Origin of the sequence: Paenibacillus sp. FSL H8-0260 (assembly GCF_045040625.1) — a bacterium.
GTDB lineage: Bacteria > Bacillota > Bacilli > Paenibacillales > Paenibacillaceae > Paenibacillus_AQ > Paenibacillus_AQ odorifer.
Window position 1 is genome coordinate 806,810 of record NZ_CP150298.1, and the last position, 22,846, is coordinate 829,655.

Annotated in this window: 20 protein-coding genes and 1 pseudogene; 18 read left to right on the forward strand and 3 right to left on the reverse strand. The window is 45.1% G+C overall.

The genetic code is table 11. The features are described 5' to 3' along the window. Positions 1–116: 116 nt before the first annotated feature. Both MHI51_RS03520 and MHI51_RS03525 read left to right on the forward strand, forming a co-directional pair. Complete coding sequence (locus MHI51_RS03520; RefSeq protein ID WP_036680885.1) at positions 117–317, forward strand: hypothetical protein; 201 nt, start codon at positions 117–119, stop codon at positions 315–317. 651 nt (positions 318–968) lie between these two features. Further along, positions 969–1,208, forward strand: a complete 240-nt coding sequence (locus MHI51_RS03525; RefSeq protein ID WP_405173584.1) for a hypothetical protein — start codon at positions 969–971, stop codon at positions 1,206–1,208. 17 nt (positions 1,209–1,225) lie between these two features. Here MHI51_RS03525 and MHI51_RS03530 read toward each other — a convergent pair whose 3' ends face one another. Then, entirely contained in the window at positions 1,226–1,516 is a 291-nt protein-coding gene (locus tag MHI51_RS03530) for a hypothetical protein (protein WP_405173585.1), read from the reverse strand. Between the two features lie 183 nt (positions 1,517–1,699). On the opposite strand from MHI51_RS03530, the gene MHI51_RS03535 reads away from it, so the two are divergent. From MHI51_RS03535 to MHI51_RS03565, 7 genes and pseudogenes are all read left to right on the forward strand, one after another. Beyond that, positions 1,700–2,092, forward strand: coding sequence for a hypothetical protein (locus MHI51_RS03535; RefSeq protein ID WP_405173586.1), 393 nt, complete (start codon positions 1,700–1,702; stop codon positions 2,090–2,092). A gap of 108 nt (positions 2,093–2,200) precedes the next feature. Then, positions 2,201–3,030: pseudogene (locus MHI51_RS03540) on the forward strand (alpha/beta hydrolase family protein). A gap of 85 nt (positions 3,031–3,115) precedes the next feature. Further along, entirely contained in the window at positions 3,116–3,892 is a 777-nt protein-coding gene (locus MHI51_RS03545) for a class III extradiol ring-cleavage dioxygenase (RefSeq protein ID WP_076220324.1), read from the forward strand. Between the two features lie 204 nt (positions 3,893–4,096). Next, on the forward strand, positions 4,097–5,194 hold the full coding sequence (locus MHI51_RS03550; protein ID WP_076220323.1) for a DUF3048 domain-containing protein: 1,098 nt from the start codon (positions 4,097–4,099) through the stop codon (positions 5,192–5,194). Positions 5,195–5,396: 202 nt separating this feature from the next. Beyond that, the gene (locus MHI51_RS03555; RefSeq protein ID WP_036686871.1) at positions 5,397–6,014 is read left to right on the forward strand and encodes a DUF47 domain-containing protein; all 618 of its coding nucleotides are present in this window, start codon (positions 5,397–5,399) and stop codon (positions 6,012–6,014) included. A gap of 13 nt (positions 6,015–6,027) precedes the next feature. Beyond that, positions 6,028–7,020, forward strand: a complete 993-nt coding sequence (locus tag MHI51_RS03560; RefSeq protein ID WP_076220322.1) for an inorganic phosphate transporter — start codon at positions 6,028–6,030, stop codon at positions 7,018–7,020. A gap of 81 nt (positions 7,021–7,101) precedes the next feature. After that, complete coding sequence (locus tag MHI51_RS03565; RefSeq protein ID WP_405173587.1) at positions 7,102–7,545, forward strand: hypothetical protein; 444 nt, start codon at positions 7,102–7,104, stop codon at positions 7,543–7,545. A 129-nt stretch (positions 7,546–7,674) separates the two neighbouring features. Here the strand turns inward: MHI51_RS03565 and MHI51_RS03570 are convergent, their stop codons facing one another. Next, the gene (locus MHI51_RS03570) at positions 7,675–7,938 is read right to left on the reverse strand and encodes a hypothetical protein (protein WP_405173588.1); all 264 of its coding nucleotides are present in this window, start codon (positions 7,936–7,938) and stop codon (positions 7,675–7,677) included. Positions 7,939–8,367: 429 nt separating this feature from the next. Here MHI51_RS03570 and corA point away from each other — a divergent pair, with 429 nt between their 5' ends. Continuing rightward, positions 8,368–9,327: a magnesium/cobalt transporter CorA gene (gene corA, locus MHI51_RS03575; RefSeq protein ID WP_076136897.1), complete on the forward strand. Its 960-nt coding sequence runs from the start codon at positions 8,368–8,370 to the stop codon at positions 9,325–9,327. A gap of 82 nt (positions 9,328–9,409) precedes the next feature. Here corA and MHI51_RS03580 read toward each other — a convergent pair whose 3' ends face one another. Then, complete coding sequence (locus MHI51_RS03580) at positions 9,410–9,970, reverse strand: hypothetical protein (protein WP_038568686.1); 561 nt, start codon at positions 9,968–9,970, stop codon at positions 9,410–9,412. Between the two features lie 429 nt (positions 9,971–10,399). On the opposite strand from MHI51_RS03580, the gene MHI51_RS03585 reads away from it, so the two are divergent. From MHI51_RS03585 to MHI51_RS03620, 8 genes are all read left to right on the forward strand, one after another. Continuing rightward, a complete protein-coding gene (locus tag MHI51_RS03585; protein WP_019913624.1) occupies positions 10,400–10,690 on the forward strand; it encodes a YerC/YecD family TrpR-related protein in 291 nt (96 codons plus the stop codon). A 3-nt stretch (positions 10,691–10,693) separates the two neighbouring features. Further along, positions 10,694–11,464, forward strand: coding sequence for a sirohydrochlorin chelatase (locus tag MHI51_RS03590; RefSeq protein ID WP_405173589.1), 771 nt, complete (start codon positions 10,694–10,696; stop codon positions 11,462–11,464). Between the two features lie 230 nt (positions 11,465–11,694). After that, positions 11,695–12,585 carry a diacylglycerol kinase gene (locus MHI51_RS03595; RefSeq protein ID WP_036680719.1) on the forward strand — a complete coding sequence of 297 codons (891 nt, stop codon included), beginning with the start codon at positions 11,695–11,697 and terminating at the stop codon, positions 12,583–12,585. 65 nt (positions 12,586–12,650) lie between these two features. Next, positions 12,651–14,210: a 23S rRNA (uracil(1939)-C(5))-methyltransferase RlmD gene (rlmD, locus tag MHI51_RS03600; protein ID WP_405173590.1), complete on the forward strand. Its 1,560-nt coding sequence runs from the start codon at positions 12,651–12,653 to the stop codon at positions 14,208–14,210. A gap of 481 nt (positions 14,211–14,691) precedes the next feature. Then, positions 14,692–16,626, forward strand: coding sequence for an N-6 DNA methylase (locus tag MHI51_RS03605; protein WP_405173591.1), 1,935 nt, complete (start codon positions 14,692–14,694; stop codon positions 16,624–16,626). Between the two features lie 70 nt (positions 16,627–16,696). Continuing rightward, positions 16,697–18,211, forward strand: coding sequence for an N-6 DNA methylase (locus tag MHI51_RS03610; protein WP_405173592.1), 1,515 nt, complete (start codon positions 16,697–16,699; stop codon positions 18,209–18,211). Then, positions 18,208–19,386, forward strand: coding sequence for a restriction endonuclease subunit S (locus MHI51_RS03615; RefSeq protein WP_405173593.1), 1,179 nt, complete (start codon positions 18,208–18,210; stop codon positions 19,384–19,386). Before MHI51_RS03610 ends, MHI51_RS03615 begins: the two co-directional genes overlap by 4 nt. Before the next feature lie 13 nt (positions 19,387–19,399). After that, a complete protein-coding gene (locus MHI51_RS03620) occupies positions 19,400–22,750 on the forward strand; it encodes a DEAD/DEAH box helicase family protein (RefSeq protein WP_405173594.1) in 3,351 nt (1,116 codons plus the stop codon). The last annotated feature ends 96 nt before the right edge of the window (positions 22,751–22,846 follow it).

Consider the following 22,846-nt stretch of genomic DNA (forward strand, 5'->3'; position numbering starts at 1 on the left):
ACAGGTCTACGCAAGGACAACCATTTCTATGGCGATATGCATAATCCTTTTAGAAGAGTGAACACTGATAATGTTGTTGCTTGATCAATATAGCATTGGGAAAGGTTGGGAGCTTTATGGAACATGAGAACAAGAAGGAACAGGGAAGATCCATGGGCAACGGTTTCGAGCCTACGCCCAATAATTCAATGGGGGATTGGGGCGGCTCCGATGGATTCAGCATGTGGGATTCCGCAGAAGATGCTCCCGAGGGCTTGCTTAAGGATTGGGAAGGCAGCCATGAAACCCATGAGATGTTTAACGACAGCTACGATTGATTAACAACCCTGGTCATTCATCTCGAAAAAACAATAGAGCAGCGATCCTCCGATACTGGGGATCGCTGCTCTTTGTTTTTTGGTGGGGTTCTGAAACCCCGAAACCCCGGAACCCCGGAACCCCGGAACCCCGGAACCCCGGAACCCCGGAACCCCGGAACCCCGGAACCCCGGAACCCCGGAACCCCGGAACCCCGGAACCCCGGAACCCCGGAACCCCGGAACCCCGGAACCCCGGAACCCCGGAACCCCGGAACCCCGGAACCCCGGAACCCCAGAACCCCAGAACCCCAGGACCCCAGAACCCCGGAACCCCGGAACCCCGGAACCCCGGAACCCCGGAACTCCGGGAACCCCGGGAACCCCGGAACCCCGGGAACCCCGGAACCCCGGAACCGCAGAACCCCAGAACCCCAGAACCCCAGAACCCCGGAACCCCGGGAACTCCAGAGCTCCCAGACCCCCCAGACCCCCCAGACCCCCGGTTGTCGTAGTATCCACCATCTTTCGGACTCAGATGACGTTATTAGCCAAATTATCGCCTTTTCAACACAGTTTCGGACCCCAGTGAGGCTATTGCTCGAAAAGTAGCTCTTATTTGCTGTTTTACAGGGTGATAGCGGCTATGGGGTCCGATAGAATTCAAAAAGTGTGCTAAATCTGCGAATAGGGTCTTCTGAGTCCTATAGAGCTGCTGAATCCGATGGATTCAGCAGCGGGATTTCCGCGGAAGATCCCCCCGAGGGCCTGCTTAAGGATTGGCATGGAACCCATGAAACCCATGAAACCCATGAAACCCATGAAACCCATGAAACCCATGAAACCCATGAAACCCATGAAACCCATGAAACCCATGAAACCCATGAGATGTTTAACGACAGCTACGATTGATTAACAACCCTGGTCATTCATCTCGAAAAAACAATAGAGCAGCGATCCTCCGATACTGGGATCGCTGTGTGTTTTTTGGTGGGGTTCTCAAACCCAAACCCAAACCCAAACCCAAACCCAAACCCAAACCCAAACCCAAACCCAAACCCAAACCCAAACCCAAACCCAAACCCAAACCCAAACCCAAACCCAAACCCAAACCCAAACCCAAACCCAAACCCAAACCCAAACCCAAACCCAAACCCAAACCCAAACCCAAACCCAAACCCAAACCCAAACCCAAACCCAAACCCAAACCCAAACCTCAAGCACCCCAGACCCCCGGTTGTCGTAGCATCCACCATTTTTCAGACTCAGATGACGTTATTAGCCAAATTATCGCCTTTTCAGCACAGTTTCGGACCCCAGTGAGTCTATTGCTCGAAAAGTAGCTCTTATTTGCTGTTTTACAGGGTGATAGCGACTATGGGGTCCGATAGAATTCAAAAAGTGTGCTAAATCTGCGAATAGGGTCTTCTGAGTCCGATGAAGCCGCTGAGTCCGAAGGAGCTACTGAGTCCGCTGGAGCTACTGAGTCCGCTGGAGCAGGTGAATCCGATAGAGCCGGTGAGTCCGAAGGAGCTACTGAGTCCGCTGGAGCAGGTGAGCCCGATAGAGCAGCTGAATCCGCTGAAGCTACTGAGTTCGATGAAGCCACCGAGTCCGAAGGAGCTACTGAATCCGATAGAGCTGCTGAATCCCGGATTGGCGGTTCCAATCCACTCGACGTGGGTGCCCCAGAGCATCCTCATGACTTACAGGACACCCTGTTTGTCGCGCAGACTCTAATGCCCAAATACTCCGTGCGTTTATTAAGAATTGTCCCCTTGCTGTTGACAATATGAACGAAATCTTTATAATTAGATTATAATTCATACTAAGTTAATCGGAATTCTAATAAATTAAAATAAATTAAATTATAAATATAAATATAATTATAGGAGGATGCGGCAATGGAACGGAATATTGTAATCCGGCATAACGGAGAAGAATTGACGGCGAGCATACATTACCCGAACAAAGAGAAGGGAACCTCTTCGCGTTGCAAGGATAGACTGCCATTAGCCGTGATCTGCCACGGATTTGTGGGGAATCGGATTGGCGTAGACCGGATTTTTGTGAAGGCTGCTCGTGAGCTGGCACAAGAGGGATATATGGTTATTCGTTTTGATTATGTGGGCTGCGGCGAGAGCAGCGGGAATTATGGCGGCGAAGACATGGAATCGATGATCGCTCAGACTAGAGCGGTGCTTGATTACGGAATTAGCTCTGCTGATGTGGACCCACAGCGCGTGACGCTGATTGGCCATAGCCTGGGTGGCGCGGTGGCGCTGCTGACAAGTATTCGCGATCGCCGCGTGAAGAATCTCGTGTTATGGGCCTCTGTTGGTTATCCTTTCAATGATATTGTGAAAATTGTAGGGCGGGAGGCGTATGATCGTGCTGTGAAGAATGGATCAGCCGATTATGTGGGCTACTCGTTTACTCCGGTATATTTTAATTCTTTGGCGGCTTTTCAGCCCTTCCAAGAAGCGAGCAAATTTAGCGGCGATGTACTGGTCATTCATGGCACCTCTGATGATGTCATTCCGGTGGATTACGCTTTTCTTTACCAGAAGCTGTTCTGGACACGTCCCGAAGGACGTTGCGATAAAGAGATCATTTTTCAAGGGGATCACACCTTTCTTCTGGACCGGCGCAGCAGCAGCTGCTTAAGCGGACTATAGAATGGATGAACGAACAAGAGCATCTGCAGACAGAGTGGCAGAATTGGATGATTTAGGAGAAGGTTTTTATTCGCATTAACTTGCAATAAGCGGTAAAATAAAGATGCACACCATATACTGGGTTATGGAGGTTGGCATCCTATGAAATTACCGTCATTTTTTATTGCGCACGGTTCTCCGCTCCTCGCACTGGAGGATAACGATTATACCCGTTTTCTGGAGCGGCTTGGTCAAGAACTTGAAGCGCCACGCGGTATAGTAGTTTTCTCAGCGCATTGGGATAGCCCTGAACAGCTACTTACCGTTGATGAACTGCACGAGACACAGCATGACTTCTACGGATTCCCTGAAGAAGTTTACACGCTGACCTATCCGGCCCCGGGCGATCCGGCCCTAACAAGACGGATTTCTGAGCTCTTCAAGGATAACAATCTATCACATCAGCCCGTTCTGGGGCGAGGACTCGATCATGGAGTCTGGGTGATACTGAAAAAAATGTTCCCCAACGCCGACATTCCGGTAGTTGCTTTATCCGTCGATTCCCTGCGCTCTCCCAAGGAGCAGTACAATATCGGGCGGATGTTAGCACCGCTTCGTGACGAAGGCATACTGCTGATTGGAAGCGGTGGACTTGTTCACAATTTGCGGATGCTAAGTGAAAGTGAGCAGCCTGAGGATTGGGCACTTGAATTCGATGCCTGGATTGCCAAGGGACTAGAAGCCTGGGATTTGCCTTCACTTTTTGCGTATGAGAAAAAAGCTCCACATGTACGCGATGCGGTTCCTTCTTATGGAAGAGAGCATTTTGCACCTCTCTTTTACGCGATGGGAACAGCGGATGGCAGCAGGAAGGCAGAGCGGATTTTTCAGGCTTATCAGTATGGGACATTAAGTCTTAATTGCTGGAAGCTAGACTAACTGAATGAATAAGAGACCCGCAGGGTGCAGCCGCAATGGCTGTACCCTTTTTTTAATATAAGAATTTATCTATTCCATGCTATAAAATTTCCTTATGCTTGCTATGAAAAAAGGGAGAAGGTGATCAAGACAAATGGGACTGACTGTGATTAAATGGAAGGAATCAGTGAGTTTCATAAAACGTTTAGGAGGAACTACAAGCTTATGAAAGTAAATTGCTCTTCTTCCCGTCTGTTATCTGCCATTGTATTGACCACCCTATTGCTCTCCGCTTGCGGAACACAGAGTGCAAATAATGTGATCACCCCGACACAGCAGCCTACCGCAGAGCCCACGCCTATCGAAACGATTCAACCCTCACCTACTATTGATCCCGCTGCTGAGCTCGTATCCGGATTAACAGGTCTTCCAGTTTCTGAAGACAGTCTTCCACGTCCCTTGGCCGTAATGATAAATAATGCTCCTGCCGCCCGGCCGCAATCGGGGGTTAGTGAAGCAGATATTTTGTATGAGATTCTTGCCGAAGGTGGTATCACACGTTTGATTGGTATTTTTCAGAGCCATACAGGTGTGGTGAAAATCGGACCGATTCGCAGCATCCGCCCCTATCTGCTGGATATTGGCGAGAGCTACGGCGGTGTGACGGTGCATGCAGGAGGGAGTCCGGCGGCTTATGCCATTTTGCAAAAAGAGAAAAAAGAAGATATGGACGAGATCGGCCGTGCCGGAGCTTATTTTTGGCGGGATAAAGCGCGAAAAGCACCACATAACCTGTACAGCAATGCAGCCAAACTGCGGGAAGGTGCCGAGAAGCTTGGATTTGCGCAAAGTGTGAAGGTGCCCGGGTATCTTTTTAACAATCCAGATTACATACCGGCGGACGGAGAGAAAGCCGCTGAATTTAGCATAAACTATCTGCTCAAAAGTTATAAAGTTGACTATAAATATGATCCTAAACGTCAGACCTATCAGCGTTATGTGAATGACAAACCTCATTTGGATCTAAATAACGATAATCCGGTGGAAGCGGCCAATGTGATGGTTATAGGAGCCGATCACAAAGTGCTTGATGATGTCGGAAGACTTCAGATTGATGTGGAGCTTGGCGGGGAAGCGTTGCTTTTTCAGCGGGGACAGGTCACCAAAGGCAGATGGTCGCGTGAACCAGGGGATGTGATCCGTTTTGTGAGGGATGGAAAAGAAGAGCTGATGTATCCAGGAATTACCCATATTTTGGTGGTCCCTAATGCGCCTTCATTTAGCAGTCATGTGGTATATGGCGGGGCGGATGGTACAACATAAGAAAGTCGGAATATCCAGTGTTATACAGATTTGTGTTCGGAATAATGGGTATGTGTTAATAGAGTGTAAAAAAGTTCATTTCTATAGCTTCTATACCTTGAACGGATATGATAAGATAACAAGGGTTGTCATTCATTTTCATGCTTTTTACATATGAATGGCTCTGTATTCACGGTAATTTTATGTAAAGGGGTTTAAAACAATGAAGTTGAGAAAAAAGGACATATTCTTTGAGACGCTGGAAAATATGGCCGATACTATTGTCCAAGCTGCAGATTATTTTGCTCAGAATATCACTGATCTCCGGAATAATGTCGATAATTTCGCTGCAGAGATGAAAAAGTACGAATCCCAATGTGATACTTACACGCACACCGTCATCAAAGAATTGAACAAGACGTTTATTACGCCGCTTGAACGTGACGACATTATGGACTTGATCACAAGCATGGATGATGTCATCGATGGTCTGGAGGCATCCGCCTCACGTTTCTATATGTACAACCTTCTTGACCCGGATGAATACATTGTACAATTCGCCGAAATCCTTCGCCAGTGTGCTTATGAAATCCAAAAAGCGGTTCATTTGCTCTCCCAGAAGAAATTGTTGGCGATCCGTGAATATACAATCCGTCTGAATGACCTTGAGAATCAAGGGGACGAAGTGCTGCGTATTTGTACTAAGGTCCTGTTCGAAACTGTAAAAGACCCGATTGAGCTGATTAAACGCAAGGAACTGTATGAGCGGCTCGAGACCACTACAGACAAATGTGAAGATGTAGCCAACATGTTGGAATCGATCATCATGCGCAACTCATAAGGGGTACTAGAATATGGAAACATCTATATGGATTCTTGGAATTGTTATATTTCTCGCGCTTGCGTTTGACTTTATCAATGGATTCCATGATACGGCCAACGCAATTGCTACCTCTGTCTCAACACGTGCCTTAAAACCGCGAACAGCAATTATTATGGCAGCACTGATGAACTTTGTTGGGGCCTTGATGTTTACAGGTGTGGCCAAAAAAATCGGCGGAAGTATCACCGACCCGACCTTGCTTGAAAATGGGTTGGATATCATAATAGCGACGCTGATTGCTTCGATTATTTGGAATTTGATTACTTGGTGGCTCGGGATTCCATCCTCATCGTCTCATGCACTGATCGGCGCTTTAGCGGGTGCAGTATACGTGGGGGCAGGCTCAGCACACATCAATTGGGGCGGGTTTGTGGAAATTGTCGAAGGACTGATTTTCTCCCCAATCATTGCGTTTGTTATCGGTTATATTATCATGACCATCCTGAAATGGATCTTTGCTAAGCGTAGTCCACATACGGTCAACAAGGGCTTCCGCTCTATGCAGGTCCTTACGGCAGCGTTACAGTCGTTCACACATGGTACGAATGATGCGCAAAAAGCGATGGGGATCATTACTTTTGCACTCGTTACCTCAGGACGTCAAGAAACTATGGATGTTATCCCTTTGTGGGTTAAGATAGCTGCAGCTACGGCTATGGCGCTCGGTACCTCCATCGGTGGTTGGAAGATTATTAAGACTATGGGTACGAAGATTTTCAAAATCGAACCTATTAACGGTTTCGCGGCTGATATTTCCGCGGCATCTGTTATTTTCTCAGCAACGCTGCTGCATTTGCCAGTAAGCTCAACGCATGCGATCACATCAGCGATCCTTGGGGTAGGCTCTGCCAAACGTTTCTCTGCAGTGAAATGGGGAGTAGCCGGACGTATTGTGGTCACTTGGTTCATCACGATTCCAATCAGTGCGGTGTTATCAGGTCTGATTTTCAAAATCATTTTTTAAACACCCTTTAATAAAGATGTCAGTTAGCCATTGGGCTGCGGACATCTTTTTTTGATGTTTGGACAGGAGGATGAGTGAAGAATGTACGGTATAAATCCCGTAGAAATGGCGGAAATCGGCGATGGAGGGGGAATGTACGGTATAAATCCCGTAGAAATGACGAAGTTTGGCGTTGGAGGGGGAATGTACGGTATAAATCCCGTAGAAATGACGAAGTTTGGCGTTGGAGGGGGAATGTACGGTATAAATCCCGCAGAAGTGACGAAGTTTGGCGCTGGAGGGGGAATGTACGGTATAAATCCCGTAGAAATGACGGAGTTTAGCGATGGATGGGGAATGTACGGTACAAATCCCGTAGAAGTGACAAAGTCTGGTGTTGGAGGGAGAATGTACGGTATAAATCCCGCTGAATTTACCAAATTCGGGGATGGTGACAAAAAGAAGAGCATTATTGCCCTAGAATTGGAGACACTTCGTCGAAGAAGCAGAAATAAAGGCATAAATGCCTTAGAATTGGTGAACTAACGTCGAAGAAGCAGAAATAAAGGCATAAATGCCTTAGAATTGGTGAACTAACGTCGAAGAAGCAGAAATAAAGGCATAAATGTCTTAGAATGACGTAACCTGACTTGAATGAAGGTGGACCAGCCCAAATTAACTCAGCCCAGTCCGACGTAACACATTCCAACGGAATCCACCGCACCACAGTCCGATCTTGCGCAAAGTAACTAGTACAACCCAACCCAACCCAACCCAACCCAACCCAACCCAACCCAACCCAACCCAACCCAACCCAACCCAACCCAACCCAACCCAACCCAACCCAACCCTTACCTTTCTCCATGCTTTTCTGCCGTCGAAGAATATCGCCTTATTTCCATTATCCTTTCTGCCCGGAACTTTACAGGTAAGATGCAAGAATTGCATCCCAATCCCACAAATCACTACCAGCCCAAAGTAAAACATATGTTACTTACGGTAAATGAACGCGAGGCGATGAACTTAATCTTTTACGAATTCAAGTTCAGCTTGCTTACGATCGAAGGGTTGTTTACTATCCCTTATGAGCACCTTTTCACCAACTAATTAGTAAAAATAGCGATAGTAATTCACAGCTATGAATTCATCTCACTCATAAACCCGATACCGACAGCAGAGAATAAGGACAGCTCGCCCCCAGCGCAACCAACCTTACACAAATGAATCGAGCATTAACGAACGACGAAGCACCAAATGTTTCTTAGTCTAGCTTGAGCGGTGCTGCTGGCTATGTTTTTTGCTTTTTGGAAGAGTTGTCTTCTTGCTGTACAATAGAGGCGTGGAAGAAGATGAAGCGGAGGAACATTTATGATACGTACACTTGTTGTCACACATAAAGGTGAGGTGCTGACAGAGATCCCTCTGCAAAATATCCGGCTGGAGGATTATGCTTGGATATGGGCAGATTTTGCTACGCCTACGCCAGAAGAAACGCTTTTGCTGGATCAATATTTTCATTTTCACCCCTTAGCGATAGAGGACTGTATGCATGTGTTGCAGCGGCCGAAGCTGGATCATTATGAGAATGTGCAGTTTTTTGTGCTGCATGCGCTGAATGAGCGGACGTTGGATGCTGAGGAGGTTGACCTATTTTTAAGCGCGAACTTTCTTGTCTCCTATCACCATCAGGAAAAAGCAGAGATGAATGAAGCGTGGGAACAAGTGAAAAGCGAAATACATAGTCGAAAAGGCTGGTCGGGTGGGCCGATGGCAGCTGCATATACGGTGATGGACAAGCTGGTGGATAAATATTTTCCATGTCTCTACAGTTTAGAGGACGAGCTTGCGGATCTGGAGAGCAGCGGCAGCAGTGAGTCGGTGGAGGAATTGATGAGCCAGGTGTTTGGCGTGCGCGGAAGACTCCTCAAAATGCGGCGGACGATTGTGCCGATGCGCGACTTGATGTACCGGATCGTGAATTCACAGCATGTCCAGAGCAATGGCGAGGAACGGATTTATTTTGGCGATATTTATGACCATCTCCTAAAACTCTCCGATATGATTGAGGCTGATCGGGAAATGACAGCGGATTTGCGTGACAGCTACATTTCACTCAATTCCAACCGGATGAATTCGATTATGAAAACACTAACGGTAATCACCACCGTATTCATGCCGCTGACGCTTATCGCCGGGATCTACGGGATGAACTTTGTGAAGATGCCTGAACTAGAGTGGAAGTATGGTTATTTTGGTGTGCTGCTGTTTATGCTGGTAGTTGGTTTTGGGATGTTCCGATGGTTTCGACGGAGTGGCTGGTTTAAGTGAAAATAGAGCAGAAGCGCCAACAGCAAATCTCTTTTCTGCGAGAATTGCTGTTTTTCTGATACATAGCTAGAAAACGTCACCGCTATTTGCGGCGACGTTTTCCGGTGGAAGAAGTAGAGCGCCGGCGAGTAGTTGTAGTAGATTTGCGACGGGGTGAGGTGGAACGCTTTTTTTTGCGGCGATTAGGACTGTACAGGGCGGCATCCTCTTCGGCGGCTAGTGCGCCTGCTGCGCCTTTGTTTTTACCGAAGCTACCCATGAACAGCTTAACCATTGGAGCCATCTGCTGGAAGCCGGACATCACCTTTTGTACTTTACCCATAGAGTTTACGATCCCGTCAATGCCGCCCATACGATCGATGATACCTTTGATTTGCTCCATATTCCCACCAATTCCGCCACCGCCGCCTAAGCCGCTGAGCAGTCCGGCAAGCCCGCCGCTTGCCTTTGTTGCAGCTTCAGCTGCAGGGAGCGCTAACGCAGTTTCGGTGGCAGCTTCTGCTCCTAAAGCAGGAAGGATTCCGGTCTCACCTGGGAGAGCTGAAGGCGCATATGAACTGAGGCCGGGGTAGGCAGAGGCATTATACGAATCGCTCAGTGAACGCTGATTCCGGCGGGAATGATTATAGTAATGATCAGGCATAATATCACATTCCTTTGTTAGTGGTCTGCTATACTGTATGTCATGGGCGAACATACGGTATAGACGAATGCCCGGGTAATAGGGATAGGAGCGGAAAAGGGCGTATGCCTATAAACAGGTTAAAGTAGTGAAGAAACCGTGTACGAGCTTGATTTTCGGCGCTTTTGTAGTACTATAGTGTAGGCGATAATTCTTATGTAGAGAAAAATACTTGTATTGGGGTACATAAATGGTGTGCGCGTGGGGTGGACGTTTGTCCATCATTTTCGTTCTTTACAGCGTGAAATCGTTAATGCTTGAAAAATGCGCTCCAGTGCAATATAGTAAAGGCAGGATAGTGACATTAGGTTGATGTTTCCGGAGCTAGTTTTGTACGGAGCTTAATCAGAGAAACTAATGCTGATAGAACTTTTAGGGGATGAAAAATTGATGCAACTTAAGAAGTTAAATGATAAAAGTATAGACCAATTATTTGAAGCCATTTTAACATTAAAGAATATGGAAGAATGTTATGTTTTCTTTGATGATTTGTGCACCGTGAACGAGATTCAATCGCTGTCGCAACGACTGGAAGTAGCACGTATGCTCGGCAAAGGCTCGACCTACAATCAGATCGAAGCAGAGACAGGAGCAAGTACAGCTACTATTTCCCGTGTAAAACGTTGCCTGAACTACGGAAATGATGGTTATAAATTAACGCTGGAACGTTTGGGACGCTAATTTATGGTACCGGGCGTACTTATTATCAGTCACGGCTCCCGCGACGAGGTTTGGGTGTCGATCGTGGAAGAGGCCGTAAGCGAATTATCGCTAGATGAAGAGATGCCAGTGGTGGTCTCTTTTTTAGAGCTGGTAGAGGGCCGTCTGATTCAAGATGGAATAAATGAACTGGAACATGCAGGGGTCACAGATATAATTGTGATCCCATTGTTCGTTTCCTCGGGTAGCACACATGTCGATGAAATAGAATATGCACTAGGGGCTAAACCTGCACCTGAACGTGAGACCGATTTAGAGCCGTTCCACGTGAAGGCTAAGGTTCACTATGGTTATCCTGTCGACGATGACCCGGACATCGCTGTGATGATCTGGGACAAGCTCCGTAAGCTGTCTACGGAACCGGAACGTGAGACAATTCTGCTAGTGGGTCACGGCAGCATCTATGAGGGCTTCCGCCAGCGTTGGCAGCAGGGCATCTCTTCACTGGCAGGACGTGTACGTGAGGTGAGCGGCGTAGCAGCTGCCGATTACGGTCTGCTGAATCCGGACAGTGTAAGAAGCAAAATGGAGTATTGGCAGGAGCAGGGTCACGAGGTTTTGGTGGCGCCGCTTTTTTTGAGTGAAGGTTATTTCACTAAACATGTGGTTCCGAACAGACTTAAAGGGTTAACCTATAAGTATTCTGGCCAGACGCTTTTGCCGCACCCGCTTCTTCCGCATTGGATTGAGAGACAGGTAGAGACACTCCTCGAACAGATTCGAAAAAAGAGTTAAAAAGCTTCCTTTTTAGCCCACTTAATCATGAAAAATAGTGCCCATTTCCGTGGATAATACGGGATTTGCTGCATAGACATATATATAGTTATTTTTGCCTAATAAGGTGTCGTGAATTGTTGTATAATGGAATATTTACGATAAATGTCCTCTGACATTGATTGTAGTGGTCCGAATTAGGTATAATCAATTAGGTTATTCTATTATAAAAAACAGGTGGCGTTCCGGTAATGAAAACTGCGAGATTGATTTATAATCCCACTTCTGGACGGGAAGAAATGAAGAAGCGGCTCGCCGACATTTTGGACCGGCTGGATACGGGTGGCATTGAAGCCTCCTGCCATGCAACGACCGGAGAAGGCGATGCTATGTTAGCTGCTGCGGATGCAGTAGAGCGCGGTTATGATCTAATCATAGCAGCCGGTGGGGATGGCACTTTAAATGAGGTTATCAATGGTATGGCGGAGAAACCTAATCTCCCCCCGCTTGGCGTATTGCCACTTGGGACTACCAATGATTTTGCACGTGCGATGGGGATCCCGAAGAATTGGGAAGATTCCGTTGATTTGATCCTTCGTCAAGAGTCGCGTCCGATTGATATCGGTAAAGCCAATGATCGTTATTTCATTAATATAGCAGGCGGTGGCAGTCTAACCGAACTGACCTATGAAGTTCCAAGTAAGCTGAAGACCATGATAGGGCAGCTTGCGTACTATTTAAAAGGTATTGAAAAAATGGTCAGCCTATCTCCTCAGGAACTAATCATTCGTGCCAATGGGCAGGAGGTTATTCATGATGAGTTCATGCTGTTCCTGATTGCAAATACGAATTCTGTCGGCGGCTTTGAAAAACTTGCCCCAGGCGCTCGAATCGATGATGGTCTGTTAGATGTTATTGCGGTTAAAAAATGCAACCTGGCAGAGTTTGTCCGGTTGGTTAGATTGGCCCTTCGTGGCGAGCATTTGCAGGATAAAAAGGTTGTGTATTTCCGTACGGATGCAATGGATGTAATCTCTCCAGGGCATGTCCAATTGAACTTGGATGGAGAACTTGGCGGAGAGCTGCCGGGTCGTTTTCGGATTTTACCGCAGCATCTGCGGATTTTTGCTCAGAATAATTAGGGTTGATTGAAAGTAAGAGTGTGGGATTATACAGCGATGATAATGAAAGAAGTGAACAATAAATAATGAGTAAACACCGCAGTGGACGCAGCACCAGCCGCCCAGCCGGCAAGGCGCCTGTCGCCGGACTGCCTGTGAATAAAAATGATGAGGTTATGCTCGATATTATCGGCATGACCCATGAAGGCGAAGGGGTAGGCCGCGTAGAAGGCTTTACCCTTTTTGTGCAGGGAGCCCTTCCCGGAGAGAAAGTCCGGGCAAGGGTGCTCAAGACCAAAAAACAGTATGGCTACGCCAAGCTGCTGAATATAGTAGAAGCGAGCAGCGCCCGCATCGCGGCGCCTTGCGAGATCTATGACCAATGCGGCGGCTGCCAACTGCAGCATATGGACTACACTGCTCAGCTGGCGTGGAAACGGCAGCTGGTGGTGGACAACCTGGAGCGGATTGGGAAGCTCCGGGTGAGTGGTGGCGGGGATAGCGGAAAGAGCAAAGAGAATGAAGCTGTTGAGAGTCAGACGGATAGTGCCAACGATGGTGGCATCGTGGATGGTGCGACTGATAGCGCTGGAGTAGCTCAGACAGATGGCATTCTTGTCCGCCCTACACTCGGCATGGACGAGCCTTGGCGTTACCGCAACAAGGCTCAGGTACCAATTGGCGTAACCGAAGGTGGCCTTGTAGGCGGTTTTTACGCACGGGGAAGTCACCGTATCATCGATATGGAGACGTGCTTAATCCAGCACGAAGATAATGATGACGTTGTGCGCAAGGTGAAAGACATCGGCAGAGAACTTGGCATCTCTGCTTATAGTGAAGAAACCGGTCGTGGCCTGCTGCGCCATGTCGTCGTGAAGAAAGCTTTCCGCACCGGTGAAATGATGGTCGTCCTCGTAACCAACGGCCGCGACATCCCACACCTGGACGCCTGGCTCGGCAGCATCCGCGAACAGCTGCCGGATGTAGTCAGCATCTGCCAGAACGTCAACACTCAGCGTACGAATGTCATCTTCGGTGGCGAAACCCGCGTCCTGTGGGGCAGAGATGTTATCTATGACTACATCGGCGATGTACAGTTCGCTATCTCAGCGCGTTCGTTCTATCAAGTGAACCCGGCACAGACTGAGGTGTTGTACGGTAAAACCGTTGAATATGCCGGACTGACTGGCAATGAAACGGTTATCGATGCCTATTGCGGCATCGGTACGATCTCCCTTTTCCTGGCGCAGCATGCGGCTAAGGTATACGGTGTCGAAATTGTACCGGAAGCTATTGAGGATGCCCGGGCGAATGCGAAGTTAAATGAGATGAAGAATGTAGTGTTCGAGGTTGGTGCCTCTGAGGATGTAATCCCTAACTGGAAAGAGCAGGGGATTACGGCAGATGTTATCGTTGTCGATCCACCGCGTAAGGGTTGCGATCCGCGGTTGTTAGAGACGATTCTGGCGATGAAGCCAGAGCGTGTGGTGTATGTGTCGTGTAATCCATCGACACTGGCAAGAGACTTGCGGGTGCTCGAAGATGGAGGGTACAAGACAGTGGAGGTAACTCCGGTGGACATGTTCCCGCATACGGTGCATGTGGAGTCGGTGGCGTTTTTGGTGAAGAGTGGAACAGTGAAATAAAACCCTTTACTTAGTTGGATTCTCCATGTGGTACAGATTGAAAATATTGGTGGTACAGATAGAGGGGATCATACTTGATGTAAAATTGATGTGAAAATCCATCGAATTTGAGCCTAAATGAACAGAAGACACCAGGAACTCCTGTGCGTCTTCTTTTTTTTGTGCTTGTGCAGAATCAGATGTAAATATCAATTTGAGGGGTGAATATTCAAAGTGAATAAAGTATTAGTCTGGAATTTTTGGCCCTATACGAATTTCTGAATTGCTAAACCGTCAAGTTATGCTGGATCTATCAGAAAGGAGAAACTAAATCTATCCAAAAAGTACCAGAAGTCAATTGCTTTATAGAAAATCAAAACACATATTTATAATGACTATAAACTAAAAGTGAATTGGAGATAAACAAATAGTGTATTTACAATACACTATTTGTTTATTATAGTAATTACATTAGATAATTGATCATACAGGGGGCTTGGAAATGAACGGACTGACTAAGGATATTGGGATGATGTACGACATTTTGCGTGACAGCATGGATACCGTAAACATAAAAAACTACGTAATACCTATGATGACTTTAAAGTACATAAGTGAAAATTCAGATCATGACTATTTGATTCCAATGAACTCACAATGGGAACGTGTTACTTCAAATGGATTGGAGTATGGAAAAAGAATGAACATGGCGTTTCAAGAATTAGAAGAAGTTAATCCATCATTAAATGGCGTTTTTACACTTACTGATTTCACACGTGTTTTTGACCAAATGAGTTTGTTTAAAGTGGCGGATTCCATTTTGAATCGCTACTCATTTGCGAAGAAGAGTCCTGATGGTGGTGGAATGGCAATTGAATTTATAGATCGTCTATGGGAAATACTCGTTGATCGAGAAGGGGTTAAAGGCGGCGAATTCGTGTCCCCTCTATGTATTTCAAGGCTTATGGCTCAGCTTATCAATATTTTCAGTGGTACGATTTATGATGGGGCATCTGGAATCAATGGTTCGCTTATTGAGGCTCATAATTTAGCCGTTCAACATGGTGGTGATGTCTCTTTATTTGGACAAGAGGTGAATCCTCAAACGAGATCATTGGGAATAATGAACCTCATTCTCCACGGGTTATATTCGGAGCATACTCATGTTTATTTAGGTAATACAATTAAGGACCCAAAATGGATTGAAGAAGATGGGCAATTGCAGAAGTTCGATAGTATACTTACCGCGCCGCCATTTGCACTTAGCCGGTGGGGATATGAAACAGCTGAAAAGGATCCATATGGACGCTTCAAATATGGGATACCGAGTAAATCTAATGGAGATATGGCATTCGTGTTACATTCCTTAGCCTCACTTAAACCGGATGGAAAAGCAGTGATTATCATTCCTCCTGGTGTTCTTTTCAGAGGAGGATCAGAAGGTAAAATTCGTGAAGCATTAATTCGTGAGAGCTTCATTGAAGCTGTCATAGGACTTCCGGCTAATCTTTTTTCGGGCACGGGAATCGCTGTCGCTGCACTTGTCTTGAATAAGAATAAACCTCATTCATTGAAGGATAAAATTCTCATTATTAATGCCGAAGAAGGATTCGAGAAGAGCAGTCGTGTACAGAACGTGCTTCGGGACAGTGATATTGAAAAAATTGTAGATACGTACCATCATCACAAAGAAGTTGAGCAGTACAGCAGAGTAGTGGATATCTATGAGATCATGGAGAATGATTGGAGCTTACTACCAGTGCGGTACCTTGAAAGAGTAGAGGTTGTAACGAAAATCGGCAAAATCGAAATTAATCGCAAAGCGTACGAACAATCGGAGCTCGTCATGCTTAATGAACTAGCCGATGTTGCTCGGGGCTATGGACCTGTAAAAGAAGTGGCTGAGGGGGAGGATTTCTCGCATTATCTCGTTAATTTGAGCGATGTTCAAGATGGATATATTCAGACATTATCAAGAGTGAATGTATACGAAAAAAAAACAGGGGATTATGAACTTCAACCTGGAGACGTACTTCTTTCTAGTCGAGGAACTGCACTAAAGATTATAGTGATATCGCAATCTGATATTTGGGACAAGCCCATGATATATTCTCAGAACTTCTTACGAATCCGAGTGAATACAAAGCTATGTGATCCGTATTTCGTCAAATCTTTCTTGGAAAGCCCTGTTGGTCAGTATTATTTGGCAATGTATCAGAAAGGGACAACTGTTACCGTGTTGAGCCATAAAGATGTGGGGATAATTCCAATTCCGAAGCTACCATTACAACAGCAATATAAGATTGCGGAATATATGAGAGAAGCAGATCAATCGTACAGAGAAGCCATTGAAAAAGCTGACAGGAAAAAGGAAGAAAACTATATGGAAGGCTGTCGCATGATGGGCATCTCTGAATCGTTTCAAATTATTAAATAGGGGAGGCATCACTCCCCTAATCTGATAAAATAGTAGATATATACCACTAGACATATACGGAGGCTAAACAATGATTACAGGTGAAATTCGAAATAAAGTGGATACGATTTGGGAAATGTTTTGGACGGGTGGGATTGCGAATCCCCTTTCCGTAATCGAGCAGTTTACATATTTGCTATTTATGCGGCAGCTTGATGAACAGCAGAAAAAGATAGATCGGCAGACACGGCTCGGTGCAGTTATCGCTAAATCCATCTTTACTAAAGATGAAAACGATATTCGGTGGTCACAGTTTAAAAACAAAACGGATTCTGACGAGATGTTTAACATTGTGAAAGACAAAGCCTTTGCACATATGAAAAAGCTCGGGGGAGAGGATTCGAAGTTTGCTAAGCATCTAGAAAATGCCGTTTTTATTCTTCCACCAGGCTCATTATTACAACGCGTTGTATCAGGGATTGACGATCTTCTCACCACCATGGATGAGAAGAATGCAGGCAAGGAAGATAGTCAAAAGGATACGATGGGAGATTTGTACGAGTATCTCCTTTCGAAAATAGCGACTTCCGGTACGAACGGACAGTTCCGCACGCCTCGCCACATCATTAAAATGATGGTCGAACTTATGCAACCCACACCTGGGGATACAATCGTGGACCCGGCAAGTGGAACGGCGGGTTTTCTCGTCGCAGCGGCGGAGTATGTGCTTAATCATTACCGCGAAGAGTTATTCGTCAAAGCAGGTAATGAGCAACTGAAGGATCACTTCAAGAACGAAATGTTTCATGGTTTTGACACCGATCAAACCATGTTGCGTATTGCCAGTATGAATTTAGTTCTCCATGGCATCGAGGATCCGAATATGGTATATAAGGACTCGCTCTCAAAGGGGAATATAGAAATGGAACGGTATTCAATGGTTCTGGCAAATCCTCCTTTTAAGGGTTCGCTTGATTACAGCGATGTAGCAGATAACTTGCTCGCCAAGGTGAAAACGAAGAAAACAGAACTTTTATTCTTGGCGCTTATGCTTCGTTTATTGAAGAACGGTGGTCGGTGCGCAGTGATCGTACCAGAGGGCGTTTTATTTGGGGCATCAACTGCACACGTGGCGATTCGCAAAGAGATTATTGATAACCATAAACTCGAAGCGATTATCTCCATGCCTTCCGGCGTATTCAAGCCGTATGCTGGGGTATCGACAGCTATTATGATTTTCCGTAAAACCAGCATCGGTGGTACCGATCAAGTGTGGTTCTACGATATGCATGCGGATGGTTATTCACTTGACGATAACCGCCGAGAACTGGATTTAAGTAACCATGAGGATAATAACATTCCAGATATTATTAGTCGTTTTAACAACCCTGAAGCGGAGGAATCACGTGCAAAGACCGAGCAATCTTTCTTCGTGTCCGTCGATGATATTCGGTCTAATAAGTACGATTTGAGCATTAACCGATATAAAGAACAGGTTCACGAAGAGATGACTTACGCTTTACCAAAGCAAATCCTTCAGGAAATCGGTGCATTGGAAGAAGAAATTGCAGCAGGACTGCGTAAACTGGAGGAGATGTTGCGGTGAAATATTCCAAACTTAAAGAAAGCTGTGATGTTCTATCTGGATTTGCCTTTAAATCTGAGTTCTTTAACGATAAAAATCTAGGAATGCCCTTAATAAGGATAAGGGATTTAAAATTACGTAACCCTAAGACATTTTTTTCAGGAGATTACAGTGAAGAGTACATTGTAAATGATGGAGATCTACTTGTGAGCATGGACGGTGAGTTCAGGGCATATCTCTGGGATGGTCCGTCATCATTATTGAATCAGAGGGTCTCAAAAATTTCAGTCAGAGACGATTGCGCTGATCTTGTATATATTTGTTACCTTATCAATAATGAATTGAAAAATATAGAAAATAAAACTGGTTTTACTACAGTGAAACATTTATCAAAAAAAGATATAGAGAATATTGAAATTCCATTTCCAGAAAAAAAAGAACAACGGAAAATAGCTTCCGCTTTGGCGGAAGCAGACTCCCTGATTCAAAAGCGAAAAGAAGTGATTGCCAAGCTGGATGAATTGGTGCAATCGGTGTTTATAGAGATGTTCGGGGATCCGATATCCAATCCTAAAAAGTGGGATATTGTTAAGTTCGGTGAACTTCTCCAAAACATTGACAGTGGTCGGAGTCCAATATGTAGCAATATACCAGCACTAAATAAAGAATGGGGAGTATTGAAATTAAGTTCTGTCACTAAAGGAATATATATGTCCCAGGAAAATAAGAAAACTCTCACAGGCACAGCTTCAGATAGTACGATTGAAGTGCAGAGTGGTGATCTTCTGTTCACTAGAAAAAATACAAAAGAACTTGTAGGCGCCTGTGCATATGTTTTTGACACTCCTTGTCATTTGATGATGCCGGATACAGTCTTTCGCTTTCAATTTAATCAAGATGCAAGCGTTAATAAACTTTTCATCTGGGGTTTATTTAACAACAAAATGTACAAAAAAACAGTTATTCAAAAATTAGCGGAAGGTAGCGCTGGTTCGATGCCTAATATATCCAAAACCAAGCTTTTAGAGATGGAGGTTCTACTTCCGCCAATCCATATACAACAAGAGTATGCTTTATTCATAAAAGAAGCCCGTGAACAGGAAGCTCAAATGTTTCTACAGCTCACCAAACTCGAAGGAAATTTCCAATCTCTCTTACACCAGGCTTTTACCGGACGACTCCAATTCTGCGAATAGAAGGTGGATGACTATGCCATTAAACGTTGATTTTCTAAAAGAGTACCCACAGTGGAATGTCCTATATGAATATGCATCAGAGGCGGAAACTAACGTTTTCGCCAACCCTCGTACGTCCCTTTTCTACTGCCGCGCGTCGCTGGAGCGCGCGGTTCGGTGGATGTACAGTGAGGACGGTTACTTAGAATATCCGGCAAAAGAGAGATTCACTCTAAGTGATCTTGTACATACAAAATCTTTTCAGGAGACTCTCCATTCGAATTTATTTCAGCCAATGAAGCTCATTATTAAGCTTGGCAACATGGCGGTTCATGATGATGCACCAATCTCACAAGAGCAGTCATTACTTATTTTTGAACATCTCTTTTTCTTCCTTAATTGGCTACAAGACTATTACCTAGAGACGCCGAGTCATAATTTAACTTTCAATAGGGAGCTCGTTCCGGTAAATGCTAGAAAATTGGCGGAATCAACAGATGATTTGCAGTGGCTAGAGAAACAAATTGAAGAAAAAGATACGCAAATTCAAGTGATAGAAGAAGAAAACGCTAAGTTAAAGGAAAAAATCGTTGAGCTATCAGCCAGAAGCAGCAATTTGCTTTTTGAAATCACACCGGAAAACGAAGCGCGTACTCGCAAGCTGATCATCGACGTAATGCTGCGTGATGCCGGCTGGAATCCTTTTGGAGAATATGTACGAGAGTTTGAAGTAGAGGGTATGCCAAATCGCTCGGGTTTTGGATATTGCGACTATGTTCTGTGGTCAGATACTGGACTGCCGCTTGCCGTCATTGAAGTAAAGAAGACGACGCGTAGCGCGAAAGAAGGGAAAAACCAAGCTGCAAAATACGCAGATCTCCTTCAAGAAAAATACAGCCAGCGTCCTATTATGTTTTATACCAATGGGTACCAGACGTGGATGTGGGACGATACATTTTATCCGGAACGTCGGGTATCGTCATTGTTCTCCAAATCTGACCTTGAGTGGGCAATTCAAAAGCGGACAGAGCGCAAAAACACGGCTGAATATAAGCCTAATGCACTGATTGCAGGGCGTGTTTATCAAATTGAGGCGATCACCAGGGTGGCGGAGAAGTATGAAAATTGTTACCGTCGTGCGCTTCTAGTGATGGCAACAGGAACAGGTAAAACACGGACGGCCATTGCCTTAGTGGACTTCCTTAAGCGGGCAGGGTGGGCAAAGAACGTATTGTTCCTTGCTGATCGTACAGAACTTGTAGGTCAGGCATGTGGAGAGTTTAAAAAGCACCTTCCGAGTGCTACCACATGCAATCTTCTTGAAGACAAAGATGATCCCTCAGCTCGTATTTACTTCTCGACTTACCAAACCATGATGGGGTTCATTGAGCCAGGAAGAAGACCGAAATTTTCTCCAGGTTATTTTGACCTCATCATTATCGATGAAGCGCATCGTTCGATCTACAATAAGCACGGACTTGTGTTCCAGTATTTTGATGCGTTGTTTTTGGGACTCACGGCGACTCCAAAAAGTGACGTGGATCATGATACCTATAAATTTTTTGATTTGCCGGATAATATCCCGACATTTGCTTACGAATACACTCAAGCAATTGAAGACGAAAACTTGGTCCCAGTAAAGCCAGTTTCGATGTTCTTTAAGTTTCTCCATGAGGGAGTTGATCGCACGGAGCTTTCTCCTGAAGAACAAGAAGAATATGACGCCAAGATCTTGCCTCATAAAAAAGAAAATAAAGTAAAATCTGAAGAGCTTAATAAATTTCTCTATAATAGGGATACCATTAGGAAAGCGCTAGGGCTTGTATTGGAGCATGGAATCAAAGTCGAAGGTGGAGATCGGCTTGGAAAGACCATTATTTTTGCTCGTAACAAGGCTCATGCGGAGCTGATCGTGGAAGTCTTCGATTCAATGATCCCTCATTTGAAAGGGAAGTTTGCTGCGGAGATTCATTACGGAATTTCATATGCGAGCACGCTCATTTTAAATTTTAAACAGAGTGACAAAGATCCGCATATTGCGGTATCCGTCGATATGCTAGACACGGGAATAGACGTTCCGGAAGTTGTGAATTTGGTGATTTTTAAGCCAGTGTTATCTTTATCGAAGTTTTGGCAGATGATTGGGCGGGGTACACGTCTTTGTGAGAATTTATTTGGACCAGGGCAGCATAAAACCCATGCCTTGTTGTTTGATTTATGTGGAAACGTAGAGTATTTCAAATTTTCTAAAAAGGAAATCCCCAATCCGACACCGCTCCACATTACAGGGCAGCTATTCCAAGAACGTGTCCACTTGGTTAGGGAATTGTTCGGATCAGGGGATACTTACGATACCATTCGGCATGAACTCATTGAAACACTGACACGCCAGTTGAACGGTATGGATGAGCAACATTTTTCCATCCGTCCACATATCCCAACTTTGATTAAGTTTCGAAAAAAGGAAAGCTGGGAATGGCTTGAGGATATTGATGTTCACCAGTTAACAAGCGAATTTGCCAAACTGGTTTACGATTCAGAGCCAGAGGATAAAAAACGGGTAGATCTGCTGCATGTCAGACTACAACGTGCTGTACTTGGGATTTCCGAGATACCAGGAACGAACTTCAATATAAAGAAACTGCAGGAGATTGCTGAAAAATTATATCGTAAACGAATAGAAATTCCACAGTTAGTTCAGCATCTGGAGATGATAAAATCAATCATGGATGTTCGTTTTTTTGAAAGAACTTCAGCAATTGAACTTCATGATTATCGTAAGGTGATTCGTGAATTTATCAGGGTTTTGGATAAACAAGAAAAGAAGATCGTATATACCGATTTTCAGGATGAGCTGATCAGGGATATTGATTTTGATGGTGAACTCCCTTCGTTCGGTGACTTTACGGATTATAAGAGCCATATCAGCGATTATATACGTAAACATCAAGATCACATTGCCATTCAAAGAATCCGGCGCAATCGGGAAATTACGCTGACGGACGTGGAATCGTTTGCGGAAATGCTTGAGAAAGAACAAGGAGGGACCAAAGAGCAATTTAATAAGCTTTTTGTCTCGGAGAATGAAAACTCCTTTGGTATTTTTGTCCGAAGCTTACTTGGACTGGAACGATCTGCAGCCCAAGATGCATTTGCTACATTGCTTCAACGGGCAAATTTGAACGCAAATCAAATCAATTTTATCAATATGATTATCGATTATCTAACGGTAAACGGCATATTAGAACCCGGTAAATTGCTTGATCAGCCGTTTGTTTCACTGCACCATGAAGGTGTATACGGATTGTTCGATGAAGACACAGTCGATGATATTGTGAATGTCGTTCAGTCATTAAAAGAAGGTGTTAGAATCAAGATTAGTTAAATAATATAAGAGGGCTGGGTTAGGATGTTAAATCCATAGGCAGCCCTTTTTTTGAAGTGTAGTATGGCTTGAGTAAATATCTTAGATTGTAGATTT

Coding starts and splice junctions, on each gene's coding strand:
- MHI51_RS03520 (WP_036680885.1), top strand. CDS start 117: ATGGAACATGAGAACAAGAAGGAACAGGGAAGATCCATGGGCAACGGT.
- MHI51_RS03545 (WP_076220324.1), top strand. CDS start 3,116: ATGAAATTACCGTCATTTTTTATTGCGCACGGTTCTCCGCTCCTCGCA.
- MHI51_RS03550 (WP_076220323.1), top strand. CDS start 4,097: ATGAAAGTAAATTGCTCTTCTTCCCGTCTGTTATCTGCCATTGTATTG.
- MHI51_RS03555 (WP_036686871.1), top strand. CDS start 5,397: ATGAAGTTGAGAAAAAAGGACATATTCTTTGAGACGCTGGAAAATATG.
- MHI51_RS03560 (WP_076220322.1), top strand. CDS start 6,028: ATGGAAACATCTATATGGATTCTTGGAATTGTTATATTTCTCGCGCTT.
- MHI51_RS03565 (WP_405173587.1), top strand. CDS start 7,102: ATGTACGGTATAAATCCCGTAGAAATGGCGGAAATCGGCGATGGAGGG.
- corA (WP_076136897.1), top strand. CDS start 8,368: ATGATACGTACACTTGTTGTCACACATAAAGGTGAGGTGCTGACAGAG.
- MHI51_RS03580 (WP_038568686.1), bottom strand. CDS start 9,970: ATGCCTGATCATTACTATAATCATTCCCGCCGGAATCAGCGTTCACTG.
- MHI51_RS03585 (WP_019913624.1), top strand. CDS start 10,400: ATGCAACTTAAGAAGTTAAATGATAAAAGTATAGACCAATTATTTGAA.
- MHI51_RS03590 (WP_405173589.1), top strand. CDS start 10,694: ATGGTACCGGGCGTACTTATTATCAGTCACGGCTCCCGCGACGAGGTT.
- MHI51_RS03595 (WP_036680719.1), top strand. CDS start 11,695: ATGAAAACTGCGAGATTGATTTATAATCCCACTTCTGGACGGGAAGAA.
- rlmD (WP_405173590.1), top strand. CDS start 12,651: ATGAGTAAACACCGCAGTGGACGCAGCACCAGCCGCCCAGCCGGCAAG.
- MHI51_RS03605 (WP_405173591.1), top strand. CDS start 14,692: ATGAACGGACTGACTAAGGATATTGGGATGATGTACGACATTTTGCGT.
- MHI51_RS03610 (WP_405173592.1), top strand. CDS start 16,697: ATGATTACAGGTGAAATTCGAAATAAAGTGGATACGATTTGGGAAATG.
- MHI51_RS03620 (WP_405173594.1), top strand. CDS start 19,400: ATGCCATTAAACGTTGATTTTCTAAAAGAGTACCCACAGTGGAATGTC.